Genomic DNA, 14,408 nt, shown 5'->3' on the forward strand with positions numbered 1-14,408 from the left:
CCTCTAGACCCTCAAAAGCGTCTGCCGGTGCAGCGGGCGCACGAAAAGCTCGGCGAGGTCGCCGGCCTGGTCGTAGCCTTGCGTGGGCGTGAACAGCAGCTCGATGGACCACTTGGTGCGCAGGCCCTCGGCCTCGAGCGGGTTGGCGAGCCCCAGGCCGCAGACGGCCAGATCGGGGGCCGCTGCGCGGCAACGGTCGAGCTGCCTGTCGACGTGCTGGCCCTCGCTGAGCTGCAGGCTCTTGGGCAGCAGCGAAAGCTCCTGCGCCAGCAGCTGGCGGTTCAGATAAGGGGTGCCGACCTCGATCGGCTCCATCTCCATCTCGCGCTGAAGAAAACGCGCCAGCGGCACTTCCAGCTGTGAATCGGGGAAGAAGAAGATGCGCTTGCCGGAGAGCGCCGCGCGGTGGCGTTCCAGGCTGCGGCGAGCGCGCTCTCGGCCCGCGGCGGTGGCCTCCACGAAGGTCTCGTCGGAAACGCCGAACGCCTTGGCGGCGGCGCGCAACCACTCGGTCGTGCCTTCCTCGCCATAGGGGAAGAGCGCGGGGATGTGCTCGGCGCCGCGCTCGTCCAGCACCCGCTGGGTGTCGCCCAGGAAGGGCTGGACCATCAGGTAACGGGTGCCGGGCCCGATCGCCGGCATCTCGGAGGAGCGGCGCGGCGGAAGGAAATCCACCTTCTCGATCCCCATCTTGGCGAAGAGGCGGCGGAACTGCTCCTCCACCACATCGGCGAGACAGCCGACCACCAGGAGCGACTCGGCGCTGTCCTGCTTTTCGGGGGCCTCGGGGACCAGCGCGGCAAGGCAGGCGTCCTCGCCTTGGGTGAAGGTGGTCTCGATGCCGCTGCCCGAATAGTGCAGGACGCGGCAGTCCGGGGTGAACTGCTTGGAAAGGCGCTGGGCGGCGCGGCCCAGGTCGAGCTTGATCACTTCGGAGGGGCAGGAGCCGACCAGGAACAGCAGCTTGATGTCCGGGCGGCGCTCCAGCAGGCGGGCCACCTCGCGGTCCAACTCCTCGTTCACGTCGGCCATGCCGGCCAGGTCTCGCTCTCCCAGGATCGCGGTCGCAAAGCGCGGCTCGGCGAAGATCATCACGCCCGCCGCCGACTGGATCAGATGCGCGCAGGTGCGCGAGCCGACCACCAGGAAGAAGGCGTCTTGAATCTTGCGGTGGAGCCATACGATGCCGGTCAGGCCGCAGAAGACCTCGCGCTGGCCGCGTTCGCGCAGGACCGGGCGTCCGGTCTCGACCGGGCTCTCGGCGCTGTCGGTCAGGTCGGCGTAACCGCCGGGGTTGAGGTCGTCAGGCGTCATGAGCGGCTCGGCTCCATCAGGCCGGGGCTGGAGGCCGGGCGGTCGCGCCGGGCCATGCGGAACTTGATCAGGAACTGGGCGGCATTGACGGCGTAGGCGGCATAGGCCGCCAGCGCGATGGCCATCTGCATCTCGGGCGTGAACCAGCCGAGCGCGAAGGCGGCCAGGTAGAGCGTGTGCAGCGCCAGCACCAGCATGGAAACCATGTCTTCCCAGAAGAAGGCAGGCGCGAAGAGGTAGCGGCCAAAGACCTTTTTCTCCCAGATCGAGCCGGTAACCATGATGACGTAGAGGATCAGGGTCTTGGCGACGATCGAGAGGGAGGCTGCGAGGAATCCCTCTCCGCTCATCAGATAACGGAGCACCAGAGCCAAGCTGACCAGGAACACCACGAACTGAATCGGCGCCAGAATGCCCTGAACCAAGGTCCAGGGCGTCTCGTCTCTGCGTTGCCGCTCCGCCTCGCTGTAGAGGCCGCCTTGGAGCGCTGTGCCGGGATCTTGCAATGTCTTTCCCCGTTCCTGCCGGACTTTCCGCTCTCCGCCGCCGTTTCGACCCATCGAAGGGCGGCTTTCGAATGCGCGGGAGCCGGCATAAGAATTAAAGACTCTGGGAAAGGGGTCTGTCAATCAAACTTGACGTCATTCTAGATTTACAAATGATGGCGAAGCGGTCATGCTGAAAGTTCTCAGCGGTACCGTGGAAAGCCGTGTACAGTAGAGAGCATGTTTCCGGATCGGCGGTTTGAAAGGTTCCGCGGACCCGGCGGAAGGTAAGGACCTGATACTCGGATATATCGAGGCTCCTGATAAATCTTGGCACCTGGTCCTCATGGAAGAAGACGCCTGCTAAAGAGCAATAAGCAGAACGGGAGGCGTCTCGGTTCTCAAGGGAGGGACCAACATGCCCAAGCTAAGGGAAACGGAGAAATCCAAGGGTTCCGGCAGGTATGTCGCTAACAAGACCCCGGCGGGGAAGACGATCCGCCCGAAGAATCCAACGCCGCCAGAGCCCGCTGAGGGCAGGGCGCTAACCACAGGGGGCAAGGAAGCCGGATCGAAACCGATCGAGGGCTTCCTGAAACTCATAGAGGGCGAGATCATCCCTCGACTGATGCTGGCGCATCGTACGCGCCGGCTTGATCAGGACCCCGGGGAGGGTAGTGGAGTGATTGTCGGCGAAGACGAGGTGGAACGACTAACGAACTTGACACTTGGTTCGAGTTACGAGACTTGCTTTGAGTTCGTCATGCGCCTAAGACGGCGCGGCGCGGAGAGCGACCAGTTGCTGATGCATCTCCTCGCCCCGGTCGCCCGGCGTCTCGGCGAACTGTGGGAAACGGACGAAAGCGATTTCGTCTCGGTCACGGTCGGTCTTGGACACCTGCAGACCATCATGCGCGAGTTGGGCCGCATGGCCGCGCCGCCGATGGTCAAGACGGGCGCAAAGCGCCGGGCGTTGCTTTCGACCGTGCCCGGAGAACAGCACACCTTCGGCCTGTTGGTCATCGAGGATCATCTGAGGCGCGGGGGCTGGGAAGTGGAAGGCGCCATGGCCACGGCTTATGCCGAGGAGCTGGTCGCCAGAGTGAAGAAGGAGTGGTTCGCGGTAATCGGCCTATCGATGAGCGACAGCCGCTGGCGCGACTCGGCGCGCTCGGGCGTTCTGGCGCTCAGAAGAGCATCACGGAACCGGGATATCTTCGTGCTCGTCGGCGGCCTCGCCTTCCAGAAAGAACCCGATCTGATCGAAGAGGTTGGCGCCGACGCCGCCGCGCAAGGCGGCCCCGAGGCGGTCTACCTCGCTGAGAAATACCTTGCGGGCGCTGGCCACGTCGACTACCAAGGCGCGCTAGGTAAGCAAATGGGAAACCAAATTAATTAGCCTTCTCTTAAATTTCTTGGAGCGACTGTGAAGCACTTCAATGCCCCTGAATCGTCGTTAGGCGATATTGACGCGGAAAAGGCTGCCGCTCTGCTGGCCGCCGCCTCGGACATATCGCTGATCATCGATCAGGAAGGCATCGTGCGCGACCTGGCGATCAGCAACGACGGGCTGGACATAGCCGGGTGCCAGGAGTGGGTGGGCAAGCCCTGGATCGACACCGTCACCACGGAAAGCAAGCCGAAGATCGAGATGCTGATGCGCGATGCGGGGCAGCCCGATCTGCGCAAATGGCGGCAGGTCAACTACGCCTCGAACGAAGGGGCCGACACGCCGATCATCTATTCCGCCGTCCGGCTTTCGCCCGATAATCAGATCGTTGCCTTCGGGCGCGACCTCCGCTCCCTGGCGGCCTTGCAGCAGCGCCTCCTGCAGGCGCAGTACGCGATCGAGCGCGACTACGCGCGCCTGCGCCATCTTGAGACGCGCTACCGTCTGCTGTTCCACGTCGCCGGCGAGGCCGTGCTGATCGTGGACGCGGGCAGCCGCCGCATCATCGACGCCAACCCAGCCGCGGTCGCCGCCCTCGGCAAGAACAACAACCGCCTGGTCGGCTCCACCTTCCCGCGCGAATTCGAGAAGGCGGACAACGAGGCGATCCGGACCATGATGGACCGGCTCTCGGCCACGGGCACCTCCCAGAAGCTCAACGTCCTGGGCGTGGACAAGAAGACCCGTTACGCTCTTTCCGCCTCCCTGTTCCGTCAGGACAGCGACGTCTTCTTCCTGATCCGCCTGGAAGAGATGGAAGGTGCGGGCGAGGGGGCGCCCAAGACCACGGAAGAGACCTCGCGCCTCTTGAGCGTGCTCGAACAATCCAGCGACGCCCTGGTGATCACCGATCCGTCGGGCGTCGTTCAGTCGGCCAACCCGGCCTTCCTGGAGATGTCTCAGTGCGCCACCATGTCCCAGGTCATCGGCCAGTCGCTGTCGCGCTGGCTGGGGCGGCCCGGCGTCGATCTCAACCTCGCGCTCTCCAACCTTCAGGAGCGGGGAAGTCTCAGGCTCTACCGCTCCACCTTGAGCGGTGAGCTGGACAGCGAGCGCGAAGTCGAGATGTCGGCCGTCTTCGTTCAGAACGGCGAGCAGTCCTGCATCGGCTTCCTGATCCGCGATGTCAGTCAGCGCCTGCTGAGCGAACCCAGGAGCGAAGTCGGCATTACCCGCTCGGCCAACGAACTCGCCAATCTTGTGGGCCGTGTGCCCTTGAAGCAGATCGTCCAGGAGACGACCGAGGTGATCGAGCGGCTCTGCATCGAGACGGCGCTGACGCTGACCAGCAACAACCGCGCGCTCGCCGCGGAAATGCTGGGCGTCAGCCGCCAGGGTCTCTACATGAAGCTGCACCGTCACGGCATCAGCGAGAGCGAAGCCAACGACGATTGAGCCGAACGGCTCCCCGGGCCCTCGAGCGCGGACTTCCGGCCTCCCAAAATACGCCTGCTAAGTGTCAACAAAAGTTGACGCTACCTCCTGTCGTGTCTAAGATTTTCCGATGGTGAACACGGTCGGAACTGCTGGTCGTTCAACGCGCGCCTCCCCTGGCGTCGTGCTGGAACTCTTGAAGCCGATCACCTGGTTCGCCCCCATGTGGGCCTACGCCTGCGGTGTCATTTCTTCTGGACAGTCTTTGAGCATCCACTGGATGGGCGCGATCGGCGGCGTGATCCTCGCGGGCCCCTTGATCTGTGGCTGCAGTCAGGCGGTCAACGACTGGTTCGACCGTCACGTGGACGCGATCAACGAGCCGCAGAGGCCCATTCCCTCGGGCCGCATCCCAGGCCGCTGGGGGCTTTACATCGCGCTGATCTGGACCTTGCTGTCGGCAGGCTTCGCCTGGCTTCTGGGGCCGTGGGTCTTCGTGGCCGGACTGGTCGGCCTGGCGCTCGCCTGGGCCTACAGCGCGCCGCCCTTGCGCTTGAAGATGAATGGCTGGTGGGGCAACGCCGCCGTCGGCGCCTGCTATGAAGGGCTGCCCTGGTTCACCGGCGCCGCCGCGGTCAGCGCCGCGCTGCCCGATCCCAAGATCATCACGCTCGCGGTTCTCTATTCCATCGGCGCGCACGGCATCATGACCTTGAACGACTTCAAGGCGGTCGAGGGCGACCGGCAGCTCGGCATCCGCTCCCTGCCCGCTGCGCTCGGGGTCGAGCGCGCGGCCTGGGTGGCCTGCGTCGTCATGGCCCTGCCGCAGGTGGTGGTGGTCGGGCTGCTGCTGTCCTGGGACCGGCTCTGGTTCGCCGGAGGCGTCGGCGTCCTGCTCGCCGCGCAGATCGCCTTGATGCCCTGGCTCATGGCCAAGCCGAAGGAGCGCGCCGCGCCCTACAACGGCACGGGCGTCCTGTTCTACGTTCTCGGCATGCTGGTCAGCGCCTTTGCGGTGCGCGGCCTCATGACCGGCGGATACTGAAGGGGGCGGGGTCCATGGCGTCTGCGCTGACTTCCGCGCCTCCCCTCGGCTGGGTCGGCATCTTTCGCCTGGGTCTGGTGCAGACCGCCCTGGGCGCGATCGTCGTGCTCACCACCTCGACCATGAACCGCGTCATGGTGGTGGAGTTGGGTCTGGCCGCCTCGCTTCCCGGTTTTCTCGTCGCTTTCCACTACGCCGTTCAGATGCTGCGGCCCCGCTGGGGACATGGCGCGGACGTCGGCGGGCGGCGCTCGGTCTGGATCCTGGGCGGCATGGCGGTCCTGGCCCTGGGCGGCGTCGGCGCTTCGCTCGGCACCGCGATGATGGGCGAGATGCAGGCGACTGGCATCGCGGTCGCGGTGGTTAGTTTCTTCCTGATCGGCGTCGGAGTCGGGGCCGCCGGCACCAACCTCCTGGCGCTTCTGGCAACGCGGGTCGAGGCCAAGCGGCGCGCACCGGCGGCCACGGTGGTCTGGCTGATGATGATCGCGGGCTTTGCGGTCACCGCCGGACTGGCGGGCCATTTCCTGGATCCCTATTCGCCGGAGCGGCTTGTCATGGTGACAGCGGTCACCGCGGCCGGCGCGCTCACCCTGACGGTCCTGGCGCTTTGGCGGGTCGAAGGACGCGCCCCGGTGGCAAGCGCTGCTGTGAATAGCGCAGAAACCAGGCAGCGCCCGGCCTTCGCCGACGTCCTCAAGGAGGTCTGGGGGGAGGAGCATTCGCGCCGCTTCACGGTCTTCGTCTTCCTGTCGATGCTGGCCTACAGCGCTCAGGACTTGATCCTCGAACCCTTCGCGGGTTTGCGCTTTGGCATGACGCCGGGCGAGTCGACCCAGCTCTCCGGCGTGCAGCATGGCGGCGTTTTCGTCGGCATGATCCTGGCGGCGGTGCTCGCGACCCGCTTCGGGCAGGGCCGGGCGGAGGTCTTGCGTCTCTGGACGGCCGGCGGTTGCCTCGCCTCCGCCGTCGCGCTCTATCTGCTCGCCACCGGCGGGGTCATGAGCGGGGCCTGGCCGCTTAAGACCAACGTATTCTTCTTGGGCGCGGCCAACGGCGCCTTCGCCGTCGCCGCGATCTCCTCGATGATGGCGCTGGCCGGACGCGGCGGTAGGCGCCGGGAGGGTCTGCGCATGGGCCTCTGGGGCGCGGCCCAGGCGATCGCCTTCGGGCTCGGCGGGTTTCTGGGCGCGGCGAGCGTCGACCTCGCGCGCCAGTTCCTGCTGGCGCCCGGCGAGGCCTATGCCATCGTCTTCGCGCTGGAGGCGACGCTCTTCCTGTTCTCCGCCCGGCTCGCCCTCAAGCTGACCCGCCCTTCGCCTGCCACGCCGGAGCCCGAAGCGGAGACCGGCACACTCCTTCCCAGCGGTCCGTCCGGCGCAGCCGCGCCCGCCGCGCAGCAGAGGTTGTAGCCCCATGCCGAAACTAGCCCGTTATGACGTCGTGGTGGTCGGCGGCGGCCCCTCTGGCGCCACAGCCGCCGCCCTGCTCGCGGAACAGGGCCACAGCGTGTTGCTGCTGGACAGGGCCGGGCGCATCAAGCCCTGCGGGGGCGCCGTGCCGCCGCGCCTGATCCATGACTTCGCGATACCCGAAGAACAGGTGGTCGCGCGCATCCGCTCGGCGCGCATCGTCTCGCCGACCGCCCGCTCGGTCGACATGCCGATCCAGGAAGGCGGCTATGTCGGCATGGTGGACCGCGAGACCTTCGACGAATACCTGCGTGAGCGTGCGGCTGGGAAGGGCGCTGAGCGCCTGACCGGCAGCTTCGTCTCCCTGGAACGGGACCGCGAGGGGGGAGCCGTGATCCGCTACCGCGCCGGAGGTGGGGACAAGGATGCGGTTGAGGAGGTCGCTGCGCGGCTCGTGATCGGCGCGGACGGCGCCCGCTCCAAGCTGGCGCGCCAGGCCTTCAAGGAACCCGAGCCGCCCTCGGTCTTCGCCTACCACGAGATCGTGCGGTCCCCCGAGGGGCAGTCAGCGGCGAGGCCGGGGCTGTTCGACGCGGAACGCTGCGACGTTTACTACCAGGGGCGCATCTCGCCCGATTTCTATGGCTGGATCTTCCCGCACGGCGGCGTCACCTCGGTCGGCGTCGGTTCCGCGGAGAAGGGCTTTTCCCTGCGCGGCGCGGTCGATGCGCTGCGGGCGGAAGCGGATCTCTCCGGCTGCGAGACCCTCCGCCGTGAAGGCGCGCCCATCCCGCTCAGGGCCCGCAAGCGCTGGGACAACGGACGTGACCTGCTGCTGGCGGGCGATGCCGCCGGGGTCGTGGCGCCGGCCTCCGGTGAGGGCATCTACTACGCGATGCTGAGTGGCGAGCTGGCCGCCGAGGCGGTGGCCGAGTGCCTCAGGAGCGGCAACCCCAAGGCCCTGGCGGGCGCGCGCAAGCGTTTCATGCGCGACCATGCCAGCACCTTCTGGATCCTGGGCGCGATGCAGAACTACTGGTACCGCACGGATGGCCGCCGGGAGCGTTTCGTCAGCATCTGCGGCGATCCCGATGTGCAGCACCTGACCTGGGATTCCTACATGAACAAGCGCCTGAGCTTCTCCAATCCGATGGCGCATCTGCGCATCTTCTTCAAGGACCTGGCCCACATGACGGGACTGGTCGCCCCTTAAAGTCGCTTGAAAGGGAGGGCGGGGATGGAGACCCTCAAATCCTCCGCCTGGATGGTCGATCTCGTCCTGGCGATGATCGTCGCGGAGGCCTTGGCCGTTGCCCTTTATCTCTGGACGCGCGGGCGTCTGCGCCAGGGCGCTTCGCTGCTGGCGACCTTGGCGTCGGGTTTCAGCCTGGCTCTGGCGCTGCGTCTTGCGCTGGCGGACTCATCGCTCGCGATCATGGCGCTTTGCCTTCTGGCGGGGCTGCTCTGTCATCTCGGCGATCTGGTCTTGAGGCTGCGGCGCTGAGGCGGGCTGACGACGTCGAAGCGGGAAGGGCTCAATTCGCTTACAAAAGATTGCGTATTTTCCATTGTTTCGCGCCCCGGCTGGAACTTATCCGCTGAGCTTGACACCATAGGAATAAGAAGAGCTAAGCTGTGGACCGTTGGGAGAACGATTGAGCCGGTCCGGAAGAAGATCGGGAAGAAACGCTGGGATTATTCAAAATAAACCAAACACTTGGGAGTACTTCCGTTGAAAAAAACCTTACTCGCCGCTTCGCTCGGCGTACTCGCCTCTGCCGCGCTGATCAGCGTCGCGTCGGCGAAAACTCTGGTCTACTGCTCCGAGGGCAGCCCCGAGGGCTTCAACCCCTCGCTCTACACCGCGGGCACGACCTTCGACGCCTCGTCGCGTCAGATCTATAACCGCCTTGTCGAGTTCGAGCGCGGCACCACCAAGATCGTGCCTGCGCTGGCGGAATCCTGGGACGTCTCCGACGACGGCCTGACCTACACCTTCAACCTGCGCCGCGGCGTCAAGTTCCAGTCGACCTCGGATTTCACCCCGTCGCGCGACTTCAACGCCGATGACGTGATCTACAGCTTCGAGCGTCAGCGCGATCCCGACCATCCCTACCACATGGTGTCGGGCGGTCAGTACGAGTACTTCCAGGCCATGGACATGCCCGGCCTGATCAAGGAAGTGAAGAAGGTCGACGACTACACCGTTCAGTTCATCCTGAACCGTCCGGAAGCGCCCTTCATCGCCAACATGGGCATGGACTTCGCCTCGGTCCTCTCGGCTGAGTACGCCGATCAGATGATGAAGGCGGGCACCCCGGAGAAGGTCGACCTGAACCCGGTCGGCACCGGCCCCTTCCAGCGCGTCATGTATCAGAAGGACGCGGTGATCCGCTACAAGGCCCACCCCGGTTACTGGAAGGGCAAGGCCCCGATCGACGACCTGATTTTCGCCATCACCCCCGACGCTTCCGTCCGCTGGCAGAAGCTCCAGGCCGGTGAGTGCCACGTCATGCCCTATCCGAATCCCGCGGATCTGGAGGACATGGCGGCGCATGACGAGATCAACCTGATGGAACAGGAAGGCCTCAACGTCGGCTATCTCGCCTTCAACACGGAAAAAGAGCCCTTCACGGACAAGCGCGTCCGTCAGGCGCTGAACATGGCCGTGAACAAGCAGGCGATCATCGACGTGGTGTTCCAGGGCGCCGGCAAGGCGGCCAAGAACCCCATCCCGCCGACGATCTGGTCCTACAACGATGACGTGCAGGACTACCCCTACGATCCGGAGAAGGCCAAGGCGATGCTGGCCGAGGCGGGCGTTTCCGGCCTCAAGACCAACATCTGGGCCATGCCCGTGCAGCGTCCCTACAACCCGAACGCCAAGCGCATGGCCGAGCTGATCCAGGCCGACTGGGCCAAGGTCGGCGTCGAGGCGGAGATCGTGTCCTTCGAGTGGGGCGAGTACCTGAAGCGCTCCAAGGACGGCGAGCACGAGACCGTGCTGCTGGGCTGGACCGGCGACAACGGCGATCCGGACAACTTCCTCTTCGTCCTTCTGGGCTGTGAGGCGGCGTCCGGGGCGAACCGCGCGCGCTGGTGCTATCGTCCCTTCGACGACCTGCTGGTCGAGGCCAAGCAGACCGCCGACGTGGCGGAGCGGACCCGTCTCTACGAGGAAGCTCAGGTGATCTTCAAGGAGGAAGCGCCTTGGATCACCATCGCCCACTCCGTGGTCTTCAAGCCGGTTCGTAAGGAGGTCAAGGACTTCCGGATCGATCCCTTCGGCGGCCACGTCTTCTATGGCGTCGACATCGAGTAGTTGACGGGCCCAAGGGCCAATGGGATAGGGACGGGTGAGCGCTTCGCCCGTCCCTAGTTCCTTTTAAGGGGTTCCATGTTCCGGTTTCTCGTCTCCCGACTGGCGATGCTCGTACCGACCTTCCTGGGCGTCACGGTCATCTCCTTCATGCTCATCCGGGCGATTCCCGGAGACCCCATCGAGCTGCTTTCGGGCGAGCGCGGCATGGATCCCGAACGGCATGCCGAACTGATGAAGCAGTTCGGTTTCGACCGGCCGCTCTACGAGCAGTATTTCAGCTATCTGGTCGGCATCTTCCAGGGCGACCTCGGCAATTCCATCACCACCAAGCAGCCGGTCCTGAACGAGTTCCTGACGCTGTTCCCGGCGACGCTGGAGCTCTCTCTCTTCGCCATCGTCTTCGCCATTGCGCTGGGCTTGCCCATCGGCGTGCTGGCCGCGGTGCGGCGGGGCTCGGCCTTCGACCACTCCTCCATGACCTTCGCGCTGGCCGGATACTCCATGCCGATCTTCTGGTGGGGCATCCTCTTGATCATGGTCTCCTCCACCTGGTTGGGCCTGACCCCGGTTTCCGGGCGCAGCGACCTGATCCGTTTCTATTACGAGAACGTCACCGGCTTCATGGTGATCGACGCCTATCTCTCCGGGCAGGACGGCGCGGTCCTGGATGCGCTGCATCACCTGGTCCTGCCGACCATCGTGCTTGGCACCATTCCCATGGCCGTGATCGCGCGGCAGACGCGCTCGGCCATGATGAACGTCCTGAACGAGGACTATGTCCGCACCGCGCGCGCCAAGGGACTGTCCGGCTGGCGCGTCATCGGTCTGCACGCGCTGAGGAATGCCTTGATCACCGTGGTCACGGTGATCGGTCTTCAGGTCGGCGTGCTGCTGGCCGGGGCGATCCTGACCGAGACGATCTTCGCCTGGCCGGGAGTCGGCAAGTGGATGGTCGATTCCATCAGCCGCCGCGACTACCCCTCGGTCCAGGGCGGGCTGCTGCTGATCGCCACGCTGGTCATGGTGGTCAATCTCATCGTGGACCTGCTCTACGGCCTCATTAACCCCAGAATCCGGCACGCGAGGTAGCGGCATGGCGCAAGCGAGCGAAACCGCGGGCGGCGCCGCCGTCAAACCGGTCCACCCCATCGCCGAGTTCTGGTTTTACTTCCGCGAGAACAAGGGCGCGGTGGTCGGGCTTGGCTATCTGGTCTTTCTGGTCTTCGTCGCCCTCTTCGCGAACGTCGTGGCCCCTCACGATCCCATCGAGCAGTACCGCGACGCGCTTCAGCTGCCGCCCTTCTGGGTCGAAGGCGGTCGCGCGGAGTACCTGCTGGGCACCGACGCCACGGGCCGCGATATCCTCTCGCGCATCATCCACGGCTCGCGCTATTCGCTTTTGATCGGCTTCATCGTGGCCGGCATCTGTCTGAGCAGCGGGATCGTCCTGGGCCTGCTGGCCGCCTTCTTGAAGGGCGTATTCGACACCATCATCACGCGCGTCATGGACATCATCCTGGCCGTGCCCAGCCTGCTGCTGGCGCTGGTCGTGGTGGCGATCATCGGCCCGGGGCTGGAGAACGTGATGATGGCCGTCGCCATCGTCTACATCCCCCACTTCGTGCGCCTGACGCGCGCCTCGGCCATGAGCGAGCTGTCGCGAGACTACGTGACGGCCAGCCGGGTGGCGGGGGCGGGCCCGCTGCGGGTCATGTTCATCGTGGTGCTGCCCAACTGCATGGCGCCCCTGATCGTGCAGGCGACGCTGGCCTTCTCCACCGCGATCCTGGACGCCGCGGCGCTCGGCTTCCTGGGGCTTGGCGCCCAGCCGCCGCTGCCCGAATGGGGCTCTATGCTGGCCGACTCGCGAGAGTTCATCACAAGCGCCTGGTGGATCGTCACCTTCCCCGGCCTGGCGATCCTGATCACTGTGCTGGCGATCAATCTCATGGGCGACGGGCTGCGCGATGCGCTCGACCCGCGCCTGAAGCGCAGTTGAGCGGGGAGGGACGGTCATGGCGCTTTTCGAGATACGCAATCTGACGGTCGAGTTCCCGACCTCCGCCGGTCCCTTCAAGGCGGTGGACGGCATCGATCTGACCGTGAACGCCGGCGAGGTTCTGGGCGTGGTCGGCGAGTCCGGATCGGGCAAGTCGGTCACCATGCTGGCCGCCATGGGCTTGCTGCCGCCCATCGCGAAGGTCAGCGCCGACCGCCTGACCTTCGACGGCAAGGAACTTTTGGGGTTGAGCGCCAAGGCGCGGCGGAACATCGTCGGCAAGGACCTGGCGATGATCTTCCAGGAGCCCATGACCAGCCTCAATCCCTGCTTCACCATCGGCTTTCAGGTGGGCGAGGCCATGAAGGCGCACATGGGCCTCTCGCGCAAGGAGCGGCGGGCGCGCACGCTGGACCTTTTGGACCTGGTCGGCATTCCCGATCCCGAGCGCCGCATCGACAACTTCCCACACCAGATGTCGGGCGGCATGAACCAGCGCGTGATGATCGCCATGGCGATCTCCTGCGATCCCAAGCTGTTGATCGCCGACGAGCCGACGACGGCCCTGGACGTCACCATCCAGGCGCAGATCCTTGACCTGCTGGTGCGCCTGCAACGCGAGCGCGACATGGCGCTGGTTCTGATCACCCACGACATGGCGGTGGTGGCCGAGACGGCTCAGCGCATCTCGGTCATGTACGCCGGCCAGCAGATGGAGGAGCAGAGCGTGGAGCGGCTCTTCAACCGGCCGAGCCATCCCTACACCGCCGCCCTGCTGGACGCCCTGCCCGAACGCGCGGGCGACGCCCGCCGCCTGCCGACCATCCCGGGGGTCGTGCCCGGCGCGGGCGACCGGCCAAAGGGCTGCCTCTTCAGTCCCAGATGCAGTCACGCGATCCAACGCTGCCGGGAAGAGCGGCCCGCGCTCAGCGAGCACGAGATCGGCAAGCTGCGCTGCTTTTGCCCCCTGAACGACATGGAGCGGGCCGATGGGTGAGATGATCCTGAAGGCGCGGGAACTGGCCCGCCATTACGAGGTCCGCAAGGGCTTCCTCGCCGGTTCTGCCACCCTGAAGGCGCTCTCCAGCGCCAGCTTCGAGCTGGAGACCGGGCGCACCCTCGCCGTGGTCGGGGAGTCCGGCTGCGGCAAGTCGACCCTGGCGCGTCTCGTCACCCAGATCGAGCCGCCCACCTCGGGCATCCTGGAGATCGACGGCGAGGACGTGGCCGGCGCGGATAAGAAAACCCGTGAGCGTCTGCGCGAGGAAGTGCAGATCGTCTTCCAGGACCCCTACGGATCGCTCAACCCGCGCAAGAAGGTCGGTACGATCCTGGAAGAGCCGCTGGTCATCAACCGCAAGCTCTCGGCGGCCGAGCGGCGCGAGCAGGCGCAGGAGATGCTGTCCCTGGTCGGTCTCAGGGCCGAGCACTACAACCGCTATCCCCACATGTTCTCCGGCGGGCAGCGCCAGCGCATCGCCATTGCCCGCGCGCTGATGCTGCGCCCGCGCATCCTGGTCGCCGACGAGCCGGTCTCGGCCCTGGACGTCTCGGTCCAGGCGCAGGTGCTGAACCTTCTGATGGACCTTCAGGAGAAGTTCGATCTCGCCTACCTCTTCATCTCCCACGACCTGAGCGTGGTGCGCCACATCGCCGACGAGGTCATGGTGATGTACCTGGGCCGCGTGGTGGAAAAGGGGGAGAAGGAGGCGGTCTTCAGTCAGCCGACCCATCCCTACACCCGTGCGCTGCTTGCCTCGACCCCGGCGGTCGATCCCGCGCACCGCCACGAAAAGGTGCCGCTGAAGGGCGAGTTGCCTTCACCGCTCAACCCGCCTTCGGGCTGCGCCTTCCACCGCCGCTGCCCCTTCGCCACCGAACGCTGCTCCGCCGAGCGCCCCGAACTACGCGAGATCGGCGGCCACCTGGTCGCCTGCCACCACGGCGAAGGCGTACTGGACGGCACGGCGGCGAAGAAGGTGGAAGAGCTGGCGTGACGGACGCGGC

13 protein-coding genes are annotated in these 14,408 nt (G+C 65.7%); 11 read left to right on the forward strand and 2 right to left on the reverse strand.

Going from position 1 to position 14,408, the window contains the following annotated elements; genetic code table 11:
• Window positions 1-3 precede the first annotated feature (3 nt).
• Window positions 4-1,314 carry a ferredoxin:protochlorophyllide reductase (ATP-dependent) subunit N gene (locus tag P8X75_04385; GenBank protein MEJ1994440.1) on the reverse strand — a complete coding sequence of 437 codons (1,311 nt, stop codon included), beginning with the start codon at window positions 1,312-1,314 and terminating at the stop codon, window positions 4-6.
• Complete coding sequence (bchF, locus tag P8X75_04390) at window positions 1,311-1,820, reverse strand: 2-vinyl bacteriochlorophyllide hydratase (protein ID MEJ1994441.1); 510 nt, start codon at window positions 1,818-1,820, stop codon at window positions 1,311-1,313. The genes P8X75_04385 and bchF overlap by 4 nt, the downstream gene beginning before the upstream one ends.
• 397 nt (window positions 1,821-2,217) lie before the next feature.
• On the opposite strand from bchF, the gene P8X75_04395 reads away from it, so the two are divergent.
• From P8X75_04395 to P8X75_04445, 11 genes are all read left to right on the forward strand, one after another.
• The gene (locus tag P8X75_04395; protein ID MEJ1994442.1) at window positions 2,218-3,198 is read left to right on the forward strand and encodes a cobalamin B12-binding domain-containing protein; all 981 of its coding nucleotides are present in this window, start codon (window positions 2,218-2,220) and stop codon (window positions 3,196-3,198) included.
• A gap of 27 nt (window positions 3,199-3,225) precedes the next feature.
• A complete protein-coding gene (gene ppsR / locus P8X75_04400; protein MEJ1994443.1) occupies window positions 3,226-4,644 on the forward strand; it encodes a transcriptional regulator PpsR in 1,419 nt (472 codons plus the stop codon).
• 109 nt (window positions 4,645-4,753) lie between these two features.
• Complete coding sequence (gene chlG / locus P8X75_04405; GenBank protein MEJ1994444.1) at window positions 4,754-5,668, forward strand: chlorophyll synthase ChlG; 915 nt, start codon at window positions 4,754-4,756, stop codon at window positions 5,666-5,668.
• 14 nt (window positions 5,669-5,682) lie between these two features.
• Window positions 5,683-7,080, forward strand: a complete 1,398-nt coding sequence (locus P8X75_04410; GenBank protein ID MEJ1994445.1) for a BCD family MFS transporter — start codon at window positions 5,683-5,685, stop codon at window positions 7,078-7,080.
• Between the two features lie 4 nt (window positions 7,081-7,084).
• A complete protein-coding gene (locus P8X75_04415) occupies window positions 7,085-8,293 on the forward strand; it encodes a geranylgeranyl diphosphate reductase (GenBank protein ID MEJ1994446.1) in 1,209 nt (402 codons plus the stop codon).
• A 24-nt stretch (window positions 8,294-8,317) separates the two neighbouring features.
• Window positions 8,318-8,584: a hypothetical protein gene (locus P8X75_04420; GenBank protein MEJ1994447.1), complete on the forward strand. Its 267-nt coding sequence runs from the start codon at window positions 8,318-8,320 to the stop codon at window positions 8,582-8,584.
• Between the two features lie 228 nt (window positions 8,585-8,812).
• Window positions 8,813-10,402: an ABC transporter substrate-binding protein gene (locus tag P8X75_04425; GenBank protein ID MEJ1994448.1), complete on the forward strand. Its 1,590-nt coding sequence runs from the start codon at window positions 8,813-8,815 to the stop codon at window positions 10,400-10,402.
• A 75-nt stretch (window positions 10,403-10,477) separates the two neighbouring features.
• Window positions 10,478-11,491: an ABC transporter permease subunit gene (locus tag P8X75_04430; protein MEJ1994449.1), complete on the forward strand. Its 1,014-nt coding sequence runs from the start codon at window positions 10,478-10,480 to the stop codon at window positions 11,489-11,491.
• A 4-nt stretch (window positions 11,492-11,495) separates the two neighbouring features.
• Window positions 11,496-12,401 (forward strand): ABC transporter permease subunit, encoded by a 906-nt coding sequence (locus P8X75_04435; GenBank protein ID MEJ1994450.1) that lies wholly within the window; start codon window positions 11,496-11,498, stop codon window positions 12,399-12,401.
• Window positions 12,402-12,417: 16 nt separating this feature from the next.
• Window positions 12,418-13,398 carry an ABC transporter ATP-binding protein gene (locus P8X75_04440; protein ID MEJ1994451.1) on the forward strand — a complete coding sequence of 327 codons (981 nt, stop codon included), beginning with the start codon at window positions 12,418-12,420 and terminating at the stop codon, window positions 13,396-13,398.
• Window positions 13,391-14,398, forward strand: coding sequence for an ABC transporter ATP-binding protein (locus P8X75_04445; GenBank protein MEJ1994452.1), 1,008 nt, complete (start codon window positions 13,391-13,393; stop codon window positions 14,396-14,398). Before P8X75_04440 ends, P8X75_04445 begins: the two co-directional genes overlap by 8 nt.
• Window positions 14,399-14,408 lie beyond the last annotated feature (10 nt).

Source organism: Limibacillus sp., from assembly GCA_037379885.1.
Taxonomy (GTDB): domain Bacteria; phylum Pseudomonadota; class Alphaproteobacteria; order Kiloniellales; family CECT-8803; genus JARRJC01.

Excerpts from the sequence above, each read along its gene's own strand:
- P8X75_04385 (MEJ1994440.1), bottom strand. The coding sequence starts at position 1,314 with ATGACGCCTGACGACCTCAACCCCGGCGGTTACGCCGACCTGACCGAC.
- P8X75_04395 (MEJ1994442.1), top strand. The coding sequence starts at position 2,218 with ATGCCCAAGCTAAGGGAAACGGAGAAATCCAAGGGTTCCGGCAGGTAT.
- chlG (MEJ1994444.1), top strand. The coding sequence starts at position 4,754 with ATGGTGAACACGGTCGGAACTGCTGGTCGTTCAACGCGCGCCTCCCCT.
- P8X75_04410 (MEJ1994445.1), top strand. The coding sequence starts at position 5,683 with ATGGCGTCTGCGCTGACTTCCGCGCCTCCCCTCGGCTGGGTCGGCATC.
- P8X75_04415 (MEJ1994446.1), top strand. The coding sequence starts at position 7,085 with ATGCCGAAACTAGCCCGTTATGACGTCGTGGTGGTCGGCGGCGGCCCC.
- P8X75_04420 (MEJ1994447.1), top strand. The coding sequence starts at position 8,318 with ATGGAGACCCTCAAATCCTCCGCCTGGATGGTCGATCTCGTCCTGGCG.
- P8X75_04430 (MEJ1994449.1), top strand. The coding sequence starts at position 10,478 with ATGTTCCGGTTTCTCGTCTCCCGACTGGCGATGCTCGTACCGACCTTC.
- P8X75_04435 (MEJ1994450.1), top strand. The coding sequence starts at position 11,496 with ATGGCGCAAGCGAGCGAAACCGCGGGCGGCGCCGCCGTCAAACCGGTC.
- P8X75_04440 (MEJ1994451.1), top strand. The coding sequence starts at position 12,418 with ATGGCGCTTTTCGAGATACGCAATCTGACGGTCGAGTTCCCGACCTCC.
- P8X75_04445 (MEJ1994452.1), top strand. The coding sequence starts at position 13,391 with ATGGGTGAGATGATCCTGAAGGCGCGGGAACTGGCCCGCCATTACGAG.